Here is a 23842-nt window from a genome sequence, read left to right as displayed (position 1 = left end):
AAGAACCTGAGATAGTAAATCTCAAGTTCTTTCTTTATCTGATTGCAAGTCAGCATCTAATGAGAATCAAAATGATTATTCTTCATCTTCTCTTTTCTTACGAGCAATCAATCCAAATCCACTTAGGGCTCCTAGAAGTCCAAGTGCTGCAAGGCTAGCATGATCTTCTGTACCTGTATTTGGAAGTTCACGTTGACCATCCATGTATTGAGGCGTAGAAGGCGCTACTGGTTGAGCTGGAGTTGTTGGAACTCCATTATTGTTTCCGTTGTTATCTCCATTATCTGCTGGTGTTACAGGTTTTGGAGTTTCTGGATTAGGTTTTGGCTCTGGTTTGGGTTCCGACTTAGGCTCTGGTTTAGGAGCTGGAGCAGGATTTGGTCCTGGATAAGGAGTTGGGTTTGGTTTAGGATCATTTGGTACATAATTAATTGGTGTATCCTTCGTTGGATCTCCCGGTACATTAGGTACTTCATATCCTTTTGTTGGATCATTTGGATCCACTGGTTTCAATGGTTGACCTTCTGGGTCTACAGGGATAAATCCTGGTACATAAGGTACTTTAGGTTTATCTGTTCCTGGTTTAGTTGGATCTTTAGGATCGTTTGGATATGTGATTGGATTTGTTGGTGTTCCTGGGATATTTGGAATCCATGAACCTAACTTATCGTAAATCACTGTTTCATTGATATCCTTGATTGTATCAGGAGTTACTTGTACATCTTTAGTTGATGATTCTAGATCACCAGCTTTAGCGATGTATCCTTTCACAACTGGTACTTGGTAGCCGTTGAAGATATCATCGTTACGATCTGTTGTCCATCCACCATAAGTGATTTCACCAGTCACTAAGTTTACTTTTGCTTCACGAGTAAACTTGATAGTTTCTGTACGAGTTTCAGAAACTTCTTTTCCGTTGCGATCTACATACTTGATCGTACGTGTAGCTGATTTCTCAGTTACAAGATCTTTCACAGTATTTGGCCATACTGGGCTGTTTGGATCGTTAGGGAATACTGGTTTATCTGGTTCTGGTGTAGATGGTGTTACAGGTGTGCCATCTGGATTCTTCGGTAAGTTTGGATCAGTTGGATCTACTGGTTTACCCGGTGTAACTGGAATAATTCTTTCAGCTACTGTCACATTGAAGATTTGATCTACAGATTTATCTTTATCAAATACTCTATCTGTATCTTTAGATGGGAACTCGTTCTTAACGACTCTGTATCCAGCTTTTTCAAGTTTTTCAATAGTCTTAGTTACTTCATCAACTTTAGACTTAGTGAAGTTCGCTCCTGAATCACCTTCATCTACTACTGGAGTTGATACAACTTTACCTTTTTCATCTACGAAGTTTGTGATAGCTTTTTGTTTATCAGTTGCGTAAGTGATTTCAGTATCTTCTGTTGGGTTTTCTGGTGTTGGTGGAACATATCCTTTACTTGGATCAGTTGGATCTACTGGTTTCAGTGGGTTTCCATTTGGATCTTTTGGAGTTGTTCCTGGAACGTGAGGAATCACTGTTGTTGGTGTTCCTGGTTTTGTTGGATCTGTTGGATCATTTGGATATTGAGGTTTCTCAACTTTTGGAACTTCAAATCCTTCTGGTACTTTCGGTACATATTTACCTAGTGGTGTGTAAACAACATTCACTACTGAGTCAGCTGCATCATGAGCAACGTTTTCTACTTTTTCAGCTGCTTTAATGTCTGCAACATATCCTTCGATTACTGGAGAAATTACTTCAGCTAATGTTTGAGGTTTTGTCCAATCAGAAGTATAAGTAATTTCACCTGTTACTTTGTTTAGGTTACCTTTACGAGAGTAACGAAGTTTTTGTTCTACAGTTGGACGAGCTTCTTTACCACGTTTTGCTTCTTCTACTTTATCCGTATTCGCATATCTGTAGTTGATTGTACGATTAACTTCATCTAGTAATCCAAGTTGTTCGTATGTACGTTGTTTTGGATCTCCAGGTACTTTATCTTCTGGTTTAGGAAGATCAGGTTTTGTTGGATCTATCGGTTTATCTGGATCGATTGGAGTGATTCCCTCTTTAACGATTACATAGTAAACTTGGCTAATTCCATCATTACCTTTGTCATCTTTATCATCAAATGTATGGTTTGCATCAGCGTAGAATGCTACACGTTCTGTTGTGTAAGCTGGATCTGTTGGTGCAACAACTTCGTAACCTTTAGCTTCTAATTCAGCTTTAACGTTATCGATGTTTGTTGTCTTGATTGCTTTACCTGTGTCTCCTGCTTCCGCAACTGATACGTGAACAGCTGTTCCATCAGCTTTAATGAAGTGAACTAGAGCAACTTGAGAACCATCTTTCACATACGTAATTGTAGTGTTTTGAGTTGGATCTTTTGGTACGTTTGGTACTTCATATCCTTTCGTTGGATCATTAGGATCTTTCGGAGTTAATGGTTTACCGTCTGGTCCTACTGGTGTTGTTCCAGGGATATATGGTACTACTGGAGTTTCAGTAGGCGTTCCTGGTTTTGTAGGATCTTCATTAGTTGGATTTTCATATGGTTTTGGTGTTAAATCAGTTCCTGGTAGAGGCGTTACTCCTTCTGGAATTACCGGTACATATGAACCAAGTTTACGATAGATGATTGTTTCTTCACTATCTTTATCAGTAGCTGTTACATTTTTACGTTCTGTTGATTTAGCCGCTGAAGCTACATATCCAGGTTTTCCAGGTTTGTTTGGAGTTGTTACAGCATCGATTGTTGTATCGTCACCTTTAGCTTTCCAACCAGAGAAGTTAGAAATTGCTCCAGTTACTAGATCTAAGTCAGCTGTACGAGTGAATGTTAATGTTTGTACATTATCAGGGATACCTGCATCTGATCCGTCAGCTAGTTTATAGTGAACTGTGTGCGTTACTTCTTCAATTAATCCTAATTCTTTATAAGTACGTCCTTTTGGATCATTTGGTACTTTATCGTCAGGTTTTGGAGTAACGTTTGGATTTGTTGGATCCGTTGGTTTATTAGGATCAATATTTATTGTTTTTGCAGAGTAGATTACTGTCTCTTCAAAGTCTTTATCTGTAGCCGATACAGGTTTAGCTGGCACATCTGCTGTTGTTGGTGTTACACCTGCAACTGCCGCAGTGTATTTCTCAAGTGTTGGAGAAGTTACTGCTTCGAATGTTTGATTAGCTGACCAATCTCCGTATGTGATTTCTCCTGTCGCTACATTAATCTTACCAGAACGAGTGAATTTAAGTGTTTTAACTTTCTTATCAGCTACACTTGTTAAATCAGATTCTGCTACTGGAGTACCGTCTTCGTATACATACTTAATAGTACGTGTTACTTCTTCTTGTACTTTTACAGCGTTGATTAATGCTTCAGTCCATTTTGGTCCATCTGGATTATTTGGATCAATTGGCGTTACATCTGGAGTTGGTTTTGGATTTTCGTTACTTTCTGGTTTTGTTGGATCAAATGATGGAATATCAACTACTTTAGCTTTGAATTTCACAACATATTCTTGATCAACTGCAGCATCTTTATCGAATTTATCTGTTGAAACAAATCCGTTATTTACAAGTTCGTAACCTTTCTTAACTAGCTCAGCAATCTTATCAGTTACTGACGTTGCTGTTGTAGATGGGTAAGCTGCTTCTGATTTACCTGTTACTGAGATTGGCTCTGCAAGACCTGGAGTAATGACTTTATCTGTATTAGTAGGATCTACTTCTACGAATTTAACTACAGCTTTTTGTGCCACTGGAGTGTAAAGAACTGTGATCTTGTAGTCATCTGCTTCCGCATCAATTGTTGCAGTTGCTTCCACAGTAGCGTTATCTGGTACATATCCAGTTACTTCTGGAGATGGTACATTATTGAATTTATTATCTTTAGTTTTTTCTTCTGTACTTAATTCAATTCCTGTAGCTTTACCTTCTTTAGGTGTCCATTGACCAAATGTGATAATTGCTTTTTGATCAGCTGTTGCAGTTGCTTCTGCTACTTTACTTGCAACATGATTCAACAATACTGTACGCGCAGTTTTTTCAGCATCTGAACCTTTAGCTGCTTCAGCTTTATAAGTAGCATATTCTGTTGGATATGCTTTCGCTGCAAGTACAAGGTCAATTGTACGGGAACGAGTGTATTGCAACGTCTCAACGACTGATGGTGCTGCTGTTGTATTACGTTTATCAGTTGGTACATCATCAGTATCCGCGTATTTATATTCGATTGTACGAGTTACTGTTTGTTTTTCACTATCAGAAACTTCAACTTTCTTGTGACGTAGGTAAACAATGAATGCTTGGTCTACTTCTTTATCGTCATCAAACTTACGTCCACCCTCAATAGCTGTATCTTGAGTATTATTTGTATAATCATCTTTTACTAACTCATAACCAAGGCCTTCATATTTCTCGATTGTTTTAGCTGTTGTATAAGGAATCTTCGTATGAGATTTACCTTGAAGCGTTGTAACACCATAAGTTGTTTTCGCATCTGCACCTGTTGAAGGAGCTGGATTAGCGTTTTGAACTTCAAGAATACGAGCATCACCTGTAGCATCTAAGTCGATATATGTTACTTTAGCTTTTTGAGTATCAGCTTTGTAAACAACATACATATCGAAGTCATCTTTGTTGTCCGCACGAACTTCTGATACTAATGGTTCATATGCTCCAACATCTTTTGTATTATCTGCTACTGGAGTATATAATCCAACAGGTTGTTTACCATTATGGATGTGTCCCATCTTACCGTCAGCACGAGGAGTGAAGTCAGCTGTTACTACTTCAGCAGTATATCCTTTTACTGTTGGTGATATAATTTCTCTAAATTTAGACTTTTCATCACTTGAAGCTGTCCATTTACCAATAATAATTGAACCTTGGTTGAACTTAGTTCCCGCTGGAATAGTATCTCCAACATTGTAAACATGTCCTGCTGCATCAGTAACTTGGTTTGCAGTTACTAAATCTGTAACAGTCGCACCTGCTTCAGAGAAAATCTTGTAATCACGAGTGTAATCAATTGTTTGTGTATGAGTAACTGGTGTGTTATCAATTGCTAGAATTGGATCATTATCTTTATATGAATCTTGACTTGATGGGTTATCATTATCATTTTCATATACATAATGAATAGTGCGAGTAATTGAAGCTTTCGACTGAGGGTTAACGATTGGTGTATATTTAGCTCTACCATAATCAGTACCATACTGGCTAGTTACAGAGTCTCCTGCTACTTTATCATTATAGTCGATATCTGGTTGTTGTTTTACTACACCAGTGCCTGTTCCTACGAACTTAGGATGTGGAGTGAATATAATTTCACCTGTGTCTTGGTTTAATGTATATGTTCCTTCATTTTCGATTACAATTTCTGTATCTGTTACTTTAGTATAGCTACGAGGTACTGTTGTAACTTCACCCGTTTCTGGATCAATGTGAACTGCATCTGGAAGAGTAACATTCATTAAATCTTCATATGTATATAGTTTCCCTGGAATTTCTTTTCTAGTTGTAAAAGTTGGTTTCTCACTTGTATTTAAAATATCAACTCGTTTAGAAGTTTCTACAGATTCATTTGTGATAGTTTCAACTGTTCCTTTTGTCGGAATTGAAGGATTAGATGATTGTGGTTTTCCTTGAACGTCTTCTGTAGTCGTATCTTCTCCTACTGGACGAACGTCAATAACAGTTGGAATATAACTTGTATCCATAGACTTGGCACCGTTATTTCCATTGTTTACATTTTCTAATACCTTATCTTTTTCTGCTAAAGTCGTACTTGTTAAAGATTCTCTAATTGTATCTTCTGTAGCTTCCCATCCAGTGTGACTTCCATTATTATCCCACGCACGGATAGCTACCCCTTTAGCTGTACCTACAAATCCTTTTTCTGGTTCAAAAGTGATTTTTGTAAAACTCAAACTACCTTGTTTAGAATTTTTGTTTTCCGCAGAATCTTCGTTTAGTTTATAGACCCCAACTTTATTTCCTGCTGTATCATATTCAGTGTATTCAGATAGGTAGTATTCTGTTTTACCTGTTAATTTATTCAATACTTTAACAGCTGTACCAAGAGTATTTCCTCTCGCATCTTTAACGACTACCTCAGTACCATTGTAAATTGTTTGGCTTAGTTTGTCTTTCACCTCAACTGTTTTACCTGTTGGTTCTTCAGATTTTACAACTGTATCATTTAACACCATCTTAGGCGCTGTATTATCATCAATTTGTGCCCATTGTTTATAGTTTGATTCAATTGTTTTACCACTTGCGGTAAAAATAGCGTTAGTTGGGAAATTCACTTCTTGTTTTTTCCCTTGATAATCTTTTGTTTCATGACGTGTTCCTCGAGGTTGGTGAATAACATTAGCAACGAAATCTTCCACTTCCCCTGAAGATGCTAGTCCTGTAGGCCGCCTTAAGTCATTCTTATCTACAGAAATACGTAAACGAACACCAAGATTATCTACTGATGTATTTAATAATTGCGGTGTGTTTTTGAATGTAATATCATATGTTCCATCAGCGTTAGCTGTTACTAATTCAGATGATTCATAAAGATCGAATTTACCGTTAACGTTAAAATCAACCCATCCACGAACATAAGCCACATCATTATTAACACCACGATTAACTTTGACACCTTTTAAGATATATTCATTTTCACTTGCATGACGTAGTGTGTATTTAGTTGCTACTGCTGGGTCAAGAAGTTGTCCTTCACCTTCATCAGGTAGGTTACCTACACCAACTCCACGTGTTGCTTGATTGTATAGACCTTTAATTGGTAAACCATCTCCACCTTGTAATGTATTAGCTGTTGATAGAATTTCACCATTTTTAATCGCTACTTGCGTTCCATCAGCCATACGAATTACAGGGTTTTTACCATCTAATAAGTATGTTCCTGATTGACCTTTAGAGTTTGTAACTTGCGTTGAACCGCTAACAAGACTGATTTCTTTATAATCTTCTGAGTTAACTAAGTCATCAAGTACCCAAGCTCCATTCGGCTCAGCGGTTGTTGTACGGAAGTCTGTATCTGCAGGAACATCTCCTAAATATGGTTGTGTTGCAGTTACTTGTGTTCCATTTTTATCCTTATTAAAGTTACCGATAATATGTTGTGCTGAACCATAAGAACCTGGTGCATCCCCACCATCATAAATAACGAAACCTACAGTTGCTGATTGACTACCGTCGCTATTAATGTATACACCTAAATTTTCAACATTTTGAGAAAGACCTATAGGAAGATCATAACCATTATTTACACCTGAATCAAAAGGTCCGAACAATTGACTTCCATAACCTCTTTCTGTTTTATTCGTCCATTCAGAAAGTTTATAACCTGTCGGAATACGAGTTTTAGGATTTTTTCTATCATATGTAATTAAGAACTTTCCGTTCCCATCTCTATTTGGAAACAACCCTTTAGAGCCTGTTTTGTTTTTATTTAAACGCATGAACTCTTCCCAAGGTGTCCCGTCAGATTCGAATTGAGTAAATTCATCCACATTTAAATCTTCTGAATCAACTGCAATAGCATTAACCGCTACTGGACGACCATTATATGTTGCTGACAATTGGAACTTAACCCCAACGTTACCACCATCATAAGCTGGAGCGAACGCAGTTAATTGTTCACGAGTTATCCCATTTGAATCTTCATATTTAGTTTCGAACCCTGCTAATCGTAAATGACTCCAGTTTGGATCTTGTCTTGTTACAATAACATCTTCACGTTGAACAACACCATCAACAGGGCTTCTGTTGATATTTTCAGGTTCACCATTAGCTTTATTTAGAGTATATGTTTCTGTGGTAACTTTTTTACGAGAAAGGGAACTTACTGTTGCAATTAATGTATAACCTTTTACCTTAGTTGGTACATCGAAACGCATTCCTTCTTGAAGAACCTCAAATATTTCATTATTAAATCGTCCTTCAGATAGACCTTGTTGCACTTCATGGTTCACATGATCATATGTTTTCCACAATGTATATTTAGCTAATCCAGACGCTAAAAATGCCGGATCATTTGTTTTCTTACCTACTAACTCTGGATGAGTTGTAGATTCAAGAACTGTACGAACCATTGTAAAACGGCCGCGTTCTTGACGTCCTTTAGAGCTCGTGAAATCAACCATAGACGGATTATTAACATATTCAATAGCCCCTACTTTTGTCCCATCAGCATACGTAATAGACGCAGTGGCAAAGTTAAACCAGTTGATTGCTTCACGAAGTTGACTATAGTTTTTCTCACCAGCTGAACCATAAGCTACATCACCAATAGCAAAATTATATGTTTTACTACCATTTTGATCTACCTTACCATTAGCCAATGTTACAGTTGCTACGGCAGCACCTGTATTACCTTTTCGTTTAACTTCGATTTTATCTTCAGCTGTCAAGGATGGATTTGCAGTACGGATTTCTTTTTCAATGGCACGCGCTTCTTCCTCAGTAATATCCCCAAAATTATTAACAACAACTTTGTTAATAGGATTAGCAATAGCTACTGTAGAACCTGCTCCATCCGCCAACACCGCTTCAACTTTACCTACATGACCTGCACGTTTCATCTCAGCATAGACTGCTTCGATGGCAGATGAGATACGTTGGAGTTGGGCATCCAATTCTTGCTTAGTGATTTCTCCAGCAGCAAGAGCTTTCTTAGAAGCTTCGATTTGAACCTTAGCTGAAGCTACTGCAGTTGCGATTGCTTCTTTTCCAGCTTTATCTTCAGCCTTTTTATCCGCAAAGTTAGAGGCAGTTGTGTTCAATACTTCTGCTTCAGATGTCAACTGTTCAAGGACAGTTTTAGTAGCAGTAATTGGGTTTTCTGCTTTCTTTTCGTCCTTTTTATCAGCTTTTTCATCAACTGCTTTTTCAGCTTTTTTGTCAGTTAAAGGAGCAGTCAGTGTTGCTTTTTCTTTGTCAGCTGCTTCTGTTTTTTCAGTTGTAGCTGTTTCAGCTGCTTTATCATCTTTCTTAGATGCTTCAGCAGCTAATTTTGCAACTTCCTCATCACTCAAGGTTGGCTTTTCTACTACAGCCGCTTCTGTCGTAGCAGAAAGAGCTGGTGTCGTCACATTTGCGACATTCTCACCTACCTTATCATCTTTTGGAGCAGATGCAACAGCTTCTGTTTTATTTTCAGAAGCTGTTTCTTCTGCTTTGGCAGTCGTTTGGGCAGCACCCAAAATCAAGGCTGTCCCCAACAGCACACTCGCAGCACCAAAATGATACTTACGAATAGAGAAACGTTGGCTCAAGCCATACCAATCAAAAGATTTATTTTTTTGTCTTTTTGATTTATACATAATGTTTACTTCCTATATTTTTTTATGTAACTTCGAATTACAATTATATAGTATATATTTTATCACAAAAACGCTATCAGTTCAAGAAAGAAATAATATATATATATATATATTAATGGTTTTTTGATATTATTTATATTTATATACTATTTTGTTTTTGACTTTATCTTGGTATTTTTTTTGCTTTTTTGATATAATAAATTAAAGTATAATTTTACTGGAGGTTTTATGCGTTTTAATCGATTTAGCTATTTAGCGCTACCTAGAGATACAATTATCTTTGAATTAAAAAAGTATGGATTTGATTTACCAGTCAACATCACAAATAAAAAAATGCTTGAAGCGTTTCTCATTCGTTTCTTTTTTAATTTTAAAAATAGCACCTATCCTCTATCCAGTTTAGCAGTTGATAAAGAAACTGACTTACTGACATTTTTTCAATCAGATAAAGAGTTGACTGCAGATATTTTCTATACTGTAGCCTTTCAACTTTTAGGTTTTTCTTATTTGGTTGACTTTGAAGACAGTGATGTTTTTCGTAAAGAGTCTGGATTTCCTATTGTATATGGTGACTTGATTGAAAATCTCTATCAGTTACTCAATACTCGCACCAAAAAGGGGAACACTCTTATCGACCAACTTGTCAGTGATGGTCTTATTCCTGAGGATAATGACTATCACTACTTTAACGGCAAGAGTTTGGCTACCTTTTCTAGCCATGATGCCATTCGCGAAGTCGTTTACGTTGAGTCTCGTGTCGATACTGACCAAAAAGGTCTACCAGACCTAGTCAAGGTCAGCATTATTCGTCCTCGTTATGACGGGCAAATCCCTGCTATCATGACAGCCAGTCCCTATCATCAAGGAACAAATGATAAAGCAAGCGATAAAGCTCTTTACAAGATGGAGGGCAATCTCGAGGTTAAGCCTGCTCACAAGATTGAGATAGAGGAACCTCAACTAAATCTCATCCAACCCCAAGGTCAAGCTGAGCTTGTGTCAGAAGCTGAAGAAAAGCTAACGCACATCAACGCTAGCTATACTCTCAACGACTACTTCCTTCCACGAGGTTTTGCCAATCTCTATGTGTCAGGTGTTGGTACCAAAGACTCTACAGGTTTTATGACTAACGGGGACTACCAACAAATCGAGGCTTATAAAAATGTCATCGATTGGCTTAATGGTCGTTGTCGTGCCTTCACTGACCACACGCGCCAACGTCAAGTCAAGGCTGACTGGTCAAACGGAAAAGTAGCTACAACTGGACTTTCCTATCTAGGTACCATGTCCAATGGTCTTGCAACTACAGGCGTCGATGGGTTAGAAGTCATTATTGCCGAGGCTGGAATTTCCTCATGGTACAACTACTATCGTGAAAACGGTCTGGTGACTAGCCCAGGTGGATATCCAGGGGAGGACTTTGACTCCCTTGCTGAACTAACCTACTCTCGTAATCTCTTGGCTGGCGACTATATTCGTAGTAACGAGGCTCACCAAGCTGACTTAGAAAAAGTGAAAGAGCAACTGGATCGCAAGTCTGGCGACTACAATCAGTTTTGGCATGACCGCAATTATCTGCTTAATGCCCATAAGGTAAAGGCAGAGGTTGTCTTTACTCATGGTTCACAGGATTGGAATGTCAAACCACTTCATGTTTACCAGATGTTTCACGCCCTTCCTGCTCATATAAATAAGCATCTCTTTTTCCATAATGGCGCTCATGTGTACATGAACAACTGGCAGTCCATTGACTTCCGTGAGTCCATGAATGCCTTATTGACTAAGAAATTACTGGGAGAAGATACAGATTTTCAACTTCCGACTGTTATCTGGCAGGACAATACAGCTCCTCAGACTTGGTTACCACTTGATAACTTCGGTGGGCAAGATAATTTTAAAACCTTCGCACTTGGTCAAGAAAAGAAACTTATTCAAAACCAATACTCATATGAGGATTTTGAGCGTTATGGTAAGACATACCAGACTTTCAATACAGAACTCTATCAAGGGAAAGCCAATCAGATTACTATTGACCTTCCTGTGACCAAAGATCTCCACCTGAACGGTCGGGCTCAGCTCAATCTTCGTATCAAATCCAGTACAAACAAGGGGCTCTTATCTGCCCAACTGCTAGAACTTGGACAAAAGAAATACCTACAACCTTATCCAGCTGTTTTATGTGCTAGAACCATTGATAACGGTCGCTACCATATGTTGGAAAATCTCTGTGAATTACCATTTAGACCAAATGCACAACGAGTCGTGACAAAAGGCTATCTCAATTTGCAAAATAGAAGTGATTTACTGTTAGTAGAGGATATTACTGCAGATGAATGGATGGATATCCAGTTTGAATTGCAACCGACTATTTACAAGCTAAAAGAAGGAGATACTCTCCGTCTAGTCCTTTATACTACTGACTTTGAAATTACCATACGAGACAATACTGACTACCACCTGACTGTCGATCTTGAACAGTCTACTCTTATCTTACCTTGTCAAAAGGTAGAATACTAGACTTTCATTATGGAATGATTTCCACTTGAACAGTCTAACTAAACAGAAACTTTGTATCAAATCCACTCTCAAATAAGGGCTTGTGATAAGCCTAAAACTGGAGCTTGGTCAAATGATACTAATACCCTGCCCAACATGTGTACTCATTAATAATACTCGCTACCACACCACATGTTGGACAATCTCTGTGAATTGCCATTGAGTGTAAATTCACAACAAGCCGTGACAAATGCTACTCTAATTGAATGATTTACTGTTAGTAGAGGACACCAATGTAGATAAACAGATATACACCTAATTCATCTACACCCAACTAGTGACAAGTTAATAGAAGGAGATTTTCTCCGTATAGTTCTTTTTACTACTGACTATGAAATCATCATACGTGACAATACCGCTTACCACTCGACTGACATTCTCGATCAGTCCACGCTTTCTGTACCTTGTACAAGGAGTACTATTTTATGAATAAATCCGAACACCGACACCAACTCATACGAGCTCTTGTAACGAAAAACAAGATTCATACTCAAGCTGAGCTACAAGCTCTCCTTGCTGATAATGACATTCAAGTTACACAAGCTACACTTTCAAGAGATATTAAAAGTATGAACCTTTCAAAAGTACGAGAAGAAGACAACTCTTACTACGTGCTCAATACAGGTTCTATCTCAAAATGGGAAAAACGTCTCGAAATTTATATGGAAGATGCTCTTGTCTTGATGCGCCCTGTTCAACACCAAGTCCTACTAAAAACCCTTCCTGGACTTGCTCAATCCTTTGGTTCCATCATTGATGCTTTGAGCTTCCCTGACGCTATCGCTACCCTCTGTGGCGATGATGTCTGTCTCGTCATCTGCGAAGATGTAGCAGCTGCCCAAAAGTGCTTTGAAGAGCTGAAAAAATTCGCTCCACCATTTTTCTTTGAAGAATAACAAAATTCCGTGTCTGATGGGACACGGAATTTTCTGATATTTTTTACTGAGATGGATTTTCTTTTTTAGTTCGTGCTAATCTCAGTGCACGATTTGGATTGAGACGATTAAATAGTTCTTCCAATTTCTTTTCATTCCAAACATCTGCAGCGGAAACAAAGTTGCCATCCGCATCTCGGAAAGATATCGGTTTATCTCCCATATCAGTCTCCTAGTCTACAAATTCAAACTCAAATTTACCAATGCGGACCAAGTCACCATCTTTGGCTCCACGCGCACGAAGGGCTTCATCAACCCCCATACCACGAAGCTGGCGAGCAAATTTCATGACTGATTCGTCCCGATCAAAGTTGGTCATATTAAAGAGTTTCATGAGTTTTTCACCAGAAAGCACCCATGTCGCATCGTCATCACGACTAATTTCAAAGGCCTTTTCTTCCTCATCAAAGCCATAGTAAGCTTCTTCTTCCATATCTGTCTCGTCGTAGAGCAAGAATTCTGGTGTCTTATCTAACAATTCAGCTGTAGCATCCAATAGCGTTGCCAGACCTTGCTTGGTCAAACCAGAAATTGGGAAGATAGCTGGTAACTCTTCAAATTCATCGTAGTTTTCAGCTAATTTTTTCTTGAATTCTTTAAGATTTTCTTGACTCTCAGGCATGTCCATTTTGTTGGCTACGATAATCTGTGGACGCTCCATGAGACGAAGATTGTATGACTCCAACTCCTTGTTGATAGCAAGATAATCCTCATAAGGATCACGCCCTTCGCTAGCTGACATATCAATAATGTGAAGGATGACACGGGTCCGCTCAATGTGACGGAGAAACTGAGTTCCCAAACCGACACCCTGACTAGCTCCTTCAATCAAACCTGGTAAATCAGCTACTGCAAAGGATTCTCCTGATTGGGTACGAACCATTCCTAGATTTGGCACAATAGTCGTAAAATGGTAGGCACCAATTTTAGGTTTAGCGGATGTGATGACACTTAAAAGGGTTGATTTCCCTACAGATGGGAATCCAACTAAACCAACATCCGCCAAGATTTTTAGTTCCAATTGTAACTCACGTTCCTGACCTGGTTCTCCATTTTCAGAGATTTCCGGTGCAGGATTTTTTGGTGTCGCAAAGCGGATGTTTCCACGTCCACCACGACCACCGTGGGCTACAATAAATTCTTGTCCGTGTTCAATCAAATCTGTCAAAATCTTGCCAGTCTCCGCATCACGCACAGTCGTACCTTGTGGCACTCGAACTCTAAGGTCCTCAGCTCCACGACCATGCATCCCTTTGGTCATTCCTTTTTCACCAGAATCAGCCTTAAAATGACGATTATAGCGGAAATCCATCAAGGTACGCAATCCTTCGTCTACAACGAAGACAACATTTCCTCCACGACCACCGTCACCACCCCAAGGACCGCCATTAGGGACATATTTTTCACGGCGAAAGGCAACCATACCATCGCCACCATTACCAGCCTTGACCTTAATCTTAGCTGTATCTAAAAACATACTCATTTTTTCTTCTCACTCTAAAAAGGGCTGGGAAATCCCAGTCACTAAATTTCTTGAATCTATTTTATAGATTACTGAGGGCACCAATTGCAGTTGCAAAAATACCCAAAATACTTGCTATTAACATGATAAGAACGATAAACAAGGTTATTTTCTCAAACATAGTTTTTTTACGATTTCCATTATCTCCAAATGCCATTTTTCTCTCCTTCGTTACATTCTATTTTCTATTATCTTAGCATGAATTGAGCTAGTTTTCAATAGTCAGTTGCTACTGGTGCGATAATCCATAAAATGATATAAGCTACAATTCCTGCCCCATAACAAAATGCAAGGACACCCCATATTACGCGAACGATAGTCGGATCAATATCTAGATAATGGGCCACTCCAGCACAAACACCCGCAATCTTTTTGTCACGACCACTTCTCATTAATCGTTTATTCATAGCTTGTCCTCTTTCTATTCTTCACGGTCTGTCCAATAATCTCTCATGCTAATTAACTGTGTTTTTGAAGCCTTCAGCATGCGTCTAGAGCCTTTTACAGGCGCAGCAACTACCTGCTGTGGTAAATACAAAACTGTCTTAAAGATACGCTGGCTGACCGTATCATCTTTGGCTAAATCTTTCTGGAAATTATTTGAAATAATAGCATCCAGATAGAATTCATGCACCCGTTTTCCAAAATTCTCAGCTGAAATCTCATATAATTTCTCTGATAAGGTATGCTCATCCATATCTGGCGTTGCAATCAGAGCTTCTAAAATAGCTCCAGCTAAATCATGTTCTCCATAGTACAAGGTTCCAAACATCTTGTCATTGATAAGATTGTCCAGATAAGGATTTCCATGTGCAATGACAGGCGTCCCACTAGCCAAACTTTCCAAGTATGTCAAACCTTGCGTTTCACTTGTCGATGCCGAGATGAAGAAATCCGCCGCCTTATAGTAAAGAGCGGTCTCACTAGGAGCAATCATCCCTGTAAAGACAACAGAGTCTTGAATCTCTAGTTTCTGGGCTTGCTCTTTGAGATCATCTAAATAAGGCCCATCCCCAGCAACTACCAGTTTAACCTTGTCTTCCTCTTTCAGGACTTCTGCAAAGGCTGTTAAAACTGTTTGAATATTTTTTTCATAGGAAATCCTGGAAAGACTCAACAACATCTTTTCATCCTCTTGAATCCCTAGTTTACTACGCAGTTCTTTCAGATTTTCTTGCTTGATTTCTGGACGCTCGAACTTAGCTAATTCAATCCCAGTAGGAATGACCCTTTTTTCAACCTTAACCTTATAGTCAGATAGCAAGTCACGGACAATCTCACTAGGGCAAATAACCCCATCCACATCATGCAGGAAACCTCTTACTAAGTACTTGACCATACTAGGACGAATCAACATCCCCTTAGCAATATAATGGACATAGTCTTCATACTGGGTGTGATAGGTATGGATAACTGGAATCTTCAATTCACGCGCAATCCAAATACCCAACAAGCCAAGAGAAAATTCTGTCTGAGTATGGATAATATCTAGCTGATATTGTTTAGCAATTTCAAGCGTCTTGCTAAAACCTCGGTAGGCAAAGCGGCGATCCTTAAAAGCAAAGAAGGGAACACTTGGAATGCGAATAATTTGCCAATCTTCATAACGATTGACATCCTTATCTGTTGTCGTAAAGATAAAAACAGCGTGTCCTTGCTTTTCAAGTTCTATTTTCAAGGTTCGAATACTGGTTGCAACACCAGAAACCTGAGGAAAATAGGTATCTGTAAATAAACCAATTCGCATAGATTACCTCACTTTTTACTTTCTCCCTAAAGCGGCTTGTTTCTCATAAAAATCCAACCAAATTTGTAACAAATGCTCTTCAGAATACTCTCTAGAAATATTCTTAGCTTTTTCTTTGAGGTCTTTTAAGGCAACAGGATTTGCTTGATATTCCAAAATAGCTTCCTTCATCTCTTCTCTATCTGCTGTAGCCCGATAATTTCCTTCTAAAATCACCTTATAAAGATCCAAATCACGCAACATAATAGGAGCTTCACAACTAGCAGCTTCTAAAATAGTCATTGGAAAGAGCTCATTGTAACTAGGTAACAAGAAAAGATCCGCTAAGGCATACAATTCGCGCATCCGTTCGGGTGGCACAATACCTGGAAAAATCAAATTTTTAGGAGGATTTTCCATAATTTTTTTGTAGCGTTCATAACCATCCGTCATACCACCAAAAGAGAAACCACCAGCCCAGATAAAGGTAATCTGAGGCAATTCCTCAGCCAGACGGATAAAATCATCAATCCCTTTACGTTTCTGAACTTGACCAGCACCTACTACGATAAACTGATTGTCACTAAGACCTAGCTCTGTTCGCAGTCTCACTACCTCTTCTTGTGGTAGAGGATGCCATTTTTCCTTGTTGACAAAGTTAGGAATATAGGTCACTTTTTCACGTGAAATACCAGCTGCCACCAAATCCTCGATAAACATAGGATTGACTACCACCAAGTGCTCCATCCGGTTGTAAAAAGAAAATACATAGCGCTTCACAATTCCCTTTAAGAAAAATGGAATTTTCAAACTCCCCTCAAGTGTATCAGGCAAAAAATGCACATAGCCAATTTTCCGACCTGAGCGTTTCTTTTGGAATGTTGATAAATAATAGGGGAAATCAATTGTATGAAAGTGAGTCACATCTGCCTCTATTGGAAGATTTTCTGTAACAATCAATTGGTCCTTGGCATCACGGTGAAGAAGACGAACTAATTCACGGTAGGCACCTGAAACCCCTTGTCCTGCTACTTTCTCACTTGAACTCAACATATTGATGCGTAATTTCTTTTTTTCCATAGCTACTATTATATCATTTTCTTTGAATAAAATCAGTAAAAGAAAGGAGAGACTAGAGGAAAAGAGGGATAAATTTCCTCTCTTTTCCTATAATCTCTCACATACTTTTATATGTTTACTTAATGCCTAGGGCAATACGCGCATAGCGACTCATTTTTTCAACTGTCCAGGCTGGATACCAAACTAATTTAACCTCAGTATCCGTTACTTCAGGCACCTCGGTCATGGCATCATAAATCTGATCCGTCAAAAGGTCTGCCAAGGGACAACCCATAGTTGTCAACGTCATATCAATCTCTGTTTGCCCTGTGTCGCCGTCAAAACGAATCTCATAAATCAAACCAAGATTGACAATATCGATTCCCAACTCAGGGTCGATGACTTCTTCCAAGGCTGTTAAAATCCGCGTTTTGATATTTTCGATTTGCTCTTCTGTATAAGCCATATTTATCCTCACTCTTAGTCTTCAATAAAATCACGAAGCGGTTTGCTACGACTTGGTTGGCGTAGTTTTCTCAAAGCCTTGGCTTCAATCTGACGAATACGCTCGCGAGTCACGTTAAAGACTTTACCCACATCTTCAAGGGTACGCATTTTTCCATCATCTAGTCCAAATCGTAGACGTAGAACATTTTCTTCACGGTCTGTAAGAGTATCCAAGACCTCATCCAATTGCTCACGCAAGACGATGCGAGTCGTATAGTCGACTGGATTTTCAATCACTTCATCTTCGATAAAGTCCCCAAGGTGACTATCATCCTCTTCACCGATAGGAGTTTCAAGGGATACTGGTTCTTGGGCAATCTTCAAGATTTCACGAACCTTATCAGGGGTCATATCCATACGTTCAGCAATCTGTTCTGGTGTCGGGTCCTGTCCCAATTCTTGAAGAAGGTTACGCTGTTCACGAACAAGCTTGTTAATCGTTTCAACCATGTGGACTGGGATACGGATAGTACGAGCTTGGTCCGCAATAGCACGAGTGATAGCCTGACGAATCCACCAAGTTGCGTAAGTTGAAAACTTGAACCCTTTAGAATAGTCAAACTTGTCAACCGCCTTCATCAAGCCCATATTCCCTTCTTGAATCAAGTCAAGGAACTGCATACCACGACCGACATAGCGCTTAGCAATGGAAACAACCAAACGAAGGTTAGCTTCCGCAAGACGTTGTTTGGCTTCGATATCGCCAGCTTCAACTGCTAGTGCCAATTCTTTTTCCTCTTCATTGGTCAAGAGAGGAACGACCCCGATTTCTTTCAAGTACATACGGACAGGGTCGTTGACCTTAGCCGAAGTTGACCCAATCAAGTCCTCATCACTGAGTTCTGGCTCTTCTTCAGTACTAAGAACACGCGCACTTGGATTTCCTTCGTTGTCTGTGATAGAAATCCCTGCATCCTGAATTCGTTGCAAGAGATCTTCAATCCCATCAGCGTCCAAGGTAAAAGGAATCACCAGACTTGCATTGATTTCATCGTCAGTTGCTGTCCCTTTTTGTTTATGATTACGGATAAATTCAGCTACTTGTACGTCAAATGTTGTTACTTCTTTTTGTTTTGTTGCCATTATTACTCCATTCTTCTCTTTTGGGAAATTAAACGTTCCAATTCTTCTAGGGCTGTGTCTGTATCACCTACATGGCTAGCTTCCTGCACCTTCTTTTTGATTCTCATATTGTCCTGATTCAAGAGAGCCTTGTTTCGAGTCATTTCTACTTCACTAAGTTCCTGAGGTGACATCTCAGCAGGCAAATCCTGATTTAAGACTTGATACCAAGCTCTCTCAACTTCCTCTGTCTGTTCTGCTAGAATTTCTGGAGGAAGATTTCCATACTGGCCAAGCAAGCCATATAAGACCTGAAATTCAGGTGTGTCAAATGCAAAGTCTTCTCGCAATCGGTAATCATTCAAAATAAGGGGAGATTCCATCATTCTGTAAAGTAAATGGGCTTCTGCTCTCATAATAGCTGATAACTGCTTGGTGACTGGCATGGTAATTGGCGTCGGTCTGGAAATTCCTTCCATGCGATTCTGCCTTTGCGCCTGACGGCTTTCATTAACAATCTGCTCAATCTGAGCATAATCAAAGGACGCCAGACTGTCAGCTAAAATATGTATATAGCTATTTTGAGCAGTGATAGACTTTTCTTGAACAATTAAGGGAGCTATTTTTTCGATAAACTCAATCTGAGCCTGCAGATTTTCACTATTTTCAGGTTTGTAGTGGTGAATGTAGAACTCAATCGGACTAATACGAGTTTTGGTTAACAGATAGGCCAAGTCTTCTGGACCATTTTTTTGTAGATATTCATCTGGATCCAAGTTATCAGGCATGCTGACGATTTGCACAGACATATCACCAATTTCGTCCAGCGCTTTCAATGTCGCAGCTTGCCCAGCCTTATCGCCATCGTAAACAAGAACCAACTTCTTGGTTAACCTCTTCAGATGCTCAACATGCTCTCGACTCAAGGCTGTTCCCATGGACGCCACAGCATTTTCGATTCCAGTCCGATAAGCTGCAATGACATCCATGAACCCTTCCATCAGGTAAATCTCACTGGCTTTTCCAGAAGATTTTTTTGCCCTATCCATATGATATAATTCGTAACTTTTATTAAAAATTGCAGTCGATCGGCTATTTTTATACTTAGAAGTTTGTGAATCCGTTTTCTGCCAGATACGACCTGAGAAGGCAATGACCTTTCCCTGGTCATTTGTCAGGGGAAACATAATCCGATTGTGAAAGGTATCTACAAATTGATTAGCATCCGAGAGATAAAACAGTCCTGAATCTAGGAAATCCTCATCACGATACTGACCAGACAAACGTTGATAGAGATAGTTTCGTTCTGGAGGAGCTAAACCAATCCGAAAATGCTTGAGCACTTCATCTGTCAAACCACGCTGATAAAGGTAGTTTCTAGCTTCTTCCCCCATGGTCGTTGTCATGAGAATAGCATGATAAAATTTGGCTGCATCTTCGTGCATATCATAAAGAGCTTGGTGAGGCGAGACTGCCTTCTGCTCACTATAAAGTGGTTTTTCAACCTCAATCCCAACACGCTGACCTAAAATTTGGACAGCCTCCATAAAGGGAACCCCTTGGTACTCCTCGATGAACTTAAAGACATCACCAGAGCGACCACAACCAAAACAGTGGTAAAACTGCTTGTCCTCAACAACGTTGAAAGAAGGTGTTTTTTCACCATGAAAAGGACAGAGCCCTAGATAGTTCCGTCCTGCCTTTTGTAAAGAAATCACATCTCCTATGACTTCCACAATGTTGGCATTGTTTTTGATTTCTTCAATGACTTGTTTGTCAACCATACACAATACCTCCATTTTATCATAGTTTACTTTATATAGTATACTTTATTTCAGAAAAAAAGTAAACCATTTCACTCATTTTCCCTACTTTATTCAAAGAGTTGATAATAATCAGAGATTTTCATTTTTCCTTTATCTTCTTGGTTCAAATCTTGGATAATTCGTCCTTCTTTCATGACAATTAAGCGGTTGCCATACTTAAGAGCATCTTCCATATGGTGGGTAATCATAAGGGCTGTCAGCTGGTCTTTCTTGACAAATTCATCTGTCAACTCCATCAAGGCCACACTAGTCTTTGGATCAAGGGCCGCAGTATGCTCATCTAACAGGAGTAATTCAGGTCGCTTCAAGGTTGCCATTAAGAGACTTAAAGCCTGTCTTTGTCCACCAGATAAGAATTCAATCGGTGTATTCAAGTGTTTCTCAAGACCGTTTCCTACTTTTTCAATAGTTGCCTGAAACTCATCCTTATAGCTATTCAAGCGTCGTGGTAACAATCCACGCTTTTCACCACGAAACTTGGCAATCAAAAGATTTTCAGCGACCGTCATACGAGGAGCTGTCCCCATCTTTGGATCTTGGAAAACTCTAGACAGATACTTAGCCCGCTTTTCTGGTGAAAACTTAGTAACATCTTCACCCAAGATACGAATAGTTCCACTGGTTAAGGACAAGGTTCCTGCAATAGTGTTAAAGAGAGTTGATTTACCAGCACCATTTCCACCTAAAATCGTGATGAAATCCTGTTCAAAAATTTCTAAGGAAACATCATTTAAAATAATCTTTTCTTCATCAAAGCCATTTTTAACGACTTTGGTTGCATTTTTTAATTCTACAATTGCTGTCATTTACTCAACTTGGCTCCTTTCAAGATTGTTTGCTTAAATGTTGGAATCATGAGGCAGACTGCTAAAATCAAGGCACTGTACAAACGAAGGTAACTTGTATTAAAGCCAAGCGCGATAACTGCCCACACTAAGAATTGATAGGCGATAGAACCTACAACGATGGTAACCAAACGCTCTGCCAAGCTCAAACTGTTGAAAATAACTTCCCCAATAATCAAACTTGCAAGACCTACAACGATAACCCCTATTCCTCGAGATACATCGGCATAGCCTTCTTGCTGGGCAATGAGAGCTCCTGCAAGGGCAATCACACCATTTGATAAGACCAAGCCCATAAGCTCCATGCGTCCAGTATGAATCCCGAAACTTCTAGCCATATCAGGATTGTCACCTGTAGCAATATAGGCCTGTCCAAGTTTAGTATCCAAGAAAAAGAGCATGAGAGCAATAACAAGACTGACAAAGATAAGACCTGTCAAGAGTTGATTCAAATCTGAATCAAAAGGCAAAACATCCTGAATTTGCTTGGTTCCAAGCAAGCCTAGATTGGCACGTCCCATAATCATGAGCATAATAGAGTGACAGGAAGTCATCACCAAAATCCCTGAGAGCAAGGTTGGAATCTTCCCTTTTGTGTAAAGAAGTCCTGCTGCCATACCAGCTAAACAACCTGCTCCTACAGCAACAAGTGTCGCTAAAAAAGGGTTCACGCCTTTGGTTATCAGAGTGACAGCAACAGCTCCCCCAAGAGGGAAGGAACCTTCTGTTGTCATATCTGGAAAGTTTAAAATCCTAAACGTCATAAAGATTCCCAGACCTAAAATAGCCCAAACAAATCCTTGAGAAATAATAGATAATATCATTTGTTTCTTAACCTTTTCTATATGATTTCTATTGTAAAAAATTGGAGGAGATGTCCCCAACTCCTCCATTGTAGATTATTCAATCACTTGTCCTGCTTCTTTTAGAACAGATTCAGGAATCGTAACACCTAGCTCTTGTGCCAATTTTTTATTGATAACTGATTTACCAGTTGAAAAGACATTGACTGGAGTATCAGCTGGTTTAGCACCTTTCAAAACTTGAGCAATCATTTTACCAGTTGCCACACCAAGGTCATGTTGGTCAACTACAACGGATGCCAAGCCACCTGCTTCTACCATGGCAGTCGCGCTTGGATAAATTGGTTTCTTAGCTGATTGGTTGCTTGATACAACAGTTGAGAAGGCTGAAGCAATGGTGTTATCAATTGGAACCCAGATAGCATCGACCTTGCTAGTCATAACGTTAACTGTTGAAGCAATTTCATTTGTTGAAGGAACTGCAAATGTTTCGACTGTCAAACCTGCTTTTTCAGCATAATCCTTAAATTCTTCGACCTGAGTTTTGGAATTGTCTTCGCTGCTTGAGTAAAGAGCTCCGATTGTTTTCACATTGGGTGTCAAAGCTTTGATGAGTTCAACTTGTTGTTGAGCTGGGTTGTGGTCAGATACCCCAGTAATGTTGCCACCTGGTTTTTTCAAATCTTTAACCAAGTTCGCACCGATTGGATCTGTAATGGCAGACATGATAACCGGTAGGTCTTTTGTGGCACTGGCCAAGCCTTGCGCAGCTGGTGTTGCAATACCAACAACCAAGTCATTGCCATTTGCAACCAACTGTTTACTCATTGTCGCAACCTTACTTTGGTCACCTTCTGAGTTCATAAAATCGATTTTAACTTGATCATCTTTATATCCTTCTTCTGCAAGTCCATCTTGAATTCCTTTATAAATTAAGTCAAGAGAGGGATGGCTCACAAACTGAAGGACACCAACTTTGGCAACTTTCTTTTCATTTTTAGCTTCTGATTTATTCATTGAAGAGTAAATCAAACTTCCTGCTACTAAGACTGCTAAGGCAGCGATAATCCCAATTAACCGTTTATTTTTCATTCTATTTCTCCTTTTTATTCCTTTAAAATACTACACTTATCTAATACTCTTCGAAAATCTCTTCAAACCACGTAAGCTTCACCTTGCCGTAGGTATATGATACTGACTCTGTCAGTTCTATCCACAACCTCAAAACAGTGTTTTGAGCAGCCTGCGGCTAGCTTCCTAGTTTGTACTTTGATTTTCATTGAGCATAAACAAGCGACGCCATCGTTTTCTTTCCATACTAACCTCCATCAAAAAAGTCCTCACACAAAAATCTTGTGTGAGGACGTCGATGCGCGGTACCACCTCAATTATAGGGAAATTCCCTATCGCTCTGTCTCGCAATAACGAGATGCACTGTAAGGTGTGCTCACCGAATTTTTATGATTTCAAATTCTACATAACATTCAGCCCAATTTTCATCATCATCACTTATCTGTTTTCAGCTACCACAGACTCTCTAAAAAGTTTGTATGATTACTTTTCTGAATGGTTAAATTATATCATTTTTCAACTACTTGTCAAGACTCTTTTAGCATTTTTTTGAACTATTCAAAAACCTCCCCTATATAAAAGAGGAGGTTTAGTGGG

At 39.2% G+C, this 23842-nt stretch carries 15 protein-coding genes and 1 other annotated feature; of the genes, 2 read left to right on the top strand and 13 right to left on the bottom strand.

Going from position 1 to position 23842, the window contains the following annotated elements:
- Positions 1–75 precede the first annotated feature (75 nt).
- On the bottom strand, positions 76–9333 hold the full coding sequence (locus tag UKS_RS04610) for a mucin-binding protein (protein ID WP_156011978.1): 9258 nt from the start codon (positions 9331–9333) through the stop codon (positions 76–78).
- 228 nt (positions 9334–9561) lie between these two features.
- Here UKS_RS04610 and UKS_RS04605 point away from each other — a divergent pair, with 228 nt between their 5' ends.
- Positions 9562–11850 carry a Xaa-Pro dipeptidyl-peptidase gene (locus UKS_RS04605; protein ID WP_156011977.1) on the top strand — a complete coding sequence of 763 codons (2289 nt, stop codon included), beginning with the start codon at positions 9562–9564 and terminating at the stop codon, positions 11848–11850.
- Positions 11851–12314: 464 nt separating this feature from the next.
- Positions 12315–12785, top strand: coding sequence for an arginine repressor (locus tag UKS_RS04600; protein ID WP_156011976.1), 471 nt, complete (start codon positions 12315–12317; stop codon positions 12783–12785).
- Positions 12786–12828: 43 nt separating this feature from the next.
- On the opposite strand, the gene UKS_RS04595 is transcribed toward UKS_RS04600, so the two are convergent.
- The 12 genes from UKS_RS04595 to trpX form a co-directional block, all read right to left on the bottom strand.
- Positions 12829–12987, bottom strand: coding sequence for a hypothetical protein (locus UKS_RS04595; protein ID WP_001808548.1), 159 nt, complete (start codon positions 12985–12987; stop codon positions 12829–12831).
- 9 nt (positions 12988–12996) lie between these two features.
- Positions 12997–14307 (bottom strand): GTPase ObgE, encoded by a 1311-nt coding sequence (gene obgE / locus UKS_RS04590; RefSeq protein WP_156011975.1) that lies wholly within the window; start codon positions 14305–14307, stop codon positions 12997–12999.
- 61 nt (positions 14308–14368) lie between these two features.
- A complete protein-coding gene (locus tag UKS_RS04585) occupies positions 14369–14503 on the bottom strand; it encodes a DUF4044 domain-containing protein (protein WP_049496032.1) in 135 nt (44 codons plus the stop codon).
- Positions 14504–14561: 58 nt separating this feature from the next.
- Complete coding sequence (locus UKS_RS04580; protein ID WP_156013053.1) at positions 14562–14738, bottom strand: PspC domain-containing protein; 177 nt, start codon at positions 14736–14738, stop codon at positions 14562–14564.
- A 29-nt stretch (positions 14739–14767) separates the two neighbouring features.
- On the bottom strand, positions 14768–16093 hold the full coding sequence (locus UKS_RS04575; protein ID WP_156011974.1) for a glycosyltransferase family 4 protein: 1326 nt from the start codon (positions 16091–16093) through the stop codon (positions 14768–14770).
- A 15-nt stretch (positions 16094–16108) separates the two neighbouring features.
- On the bottom strand, positions 16109–17152 hold the full coding sequence (gene cpoA, locus UKS_RS04570) for an alpha-galactosylglucosyldiacylglycerol synthase (protein WP_173020461.1): 1044 nt from the start codon (positions 17150–17152) through the stop codon (positions 16109–16111).
- A gap of 115 nt (positions 17153–17267) precedes the next feature.
- Positions 17268–17597: a metal-sulfur cluster assembly factor gene (locus UKS_RS04565; RefSeq protein WP_000331929.1), complete on the bottom strand. Its 330-nt coding sequence runs from the start codon at positions 17595–17597 to the stop codon at positions 17268–17270.
- Between the two features lie 14 nt (positions 17598–17611).
- Positions 17612–18721, bottom strand: coding sequence for an RNA polymerase sigma factor RpoD (rpoD, locus tag UKS_RS04560; RefSeq protein ID WP_000201903.1), 1110 nt, complete (start codon positions 18719–18721; stop codon positions 17612–17614).
- 2 nt (positions 18722–18723) lie between these two features.
- Positions 18724–20484: a DNA primase gene (dnaG, locus tag UKS_RS04555; protein ID WP_156011973.1), complete on the bottom strand. Its 1761-nt coding sequence runs from the start codon at positions 20482–20484 to the stop codon at positions 18724–18726.
- Between the two features lie 89 nt (positions 20485–20573).
- On the bottom strand, positions 20574–21332 hold the full coding sequence (locus tag UKS_RS04550; RefSeq protein ID WP_117304107.1) for an ABC transporter ATP-binding protein: 759 nt from the start codon (positions 21330–21332) through the stop codon (positions 20574–20576).
- Positions 21329–22195 (bottom strand): ABC transporter permease, encoded by an 867-nt coding sequence (locus UKS_RS04545; RefSeq protein ID WP_156011972.1) that lies wholly within the window; start codon positions 22193–22195, stop codon positions 21329–21331. The genes UKS_RS04550 and UKS_RS04545 overlap by 4 nt, the downstream gene beginning before the upstream one ends.
- Before the next feature lie 75 nt (positions 22196–22270).
- On the bottom strand, positions 22271–23266 hold the full coding sequence (gene trpX / locus UKS_RS04540; protein WP_049496043.1) for a tryptophan ABC transporter substrate-binding protein: 996 nt from the start codon (positions 23264–23266) through the stop codon (positions 22271–22273).
- A gap of 264 nt (positions 23267–23530) precedes the next feature.
- Positions 23531–23748 (bottom strand) — a binding site (T-box leader).
- Positions 23749–23842: the final 94 nt, after the last annotated feature.

It is taken from the genome of Streptococcus sp. 116-D4 (assembly GCF_009731465.1).
In the GTDB taxonomy this organism is placed as follows: domain Bacteria; phylum Bacillota; class Bacilli; order Lactobacillales; family Streptococcaceae; genus Streptococcus; species Streptococcus pseudopneumoniae_E.
The sequence above is the reverse complement of the archived record's forward strand: the minus strand, read 5'-3'. Positions and strand labels throughout refer to the sequence as shown.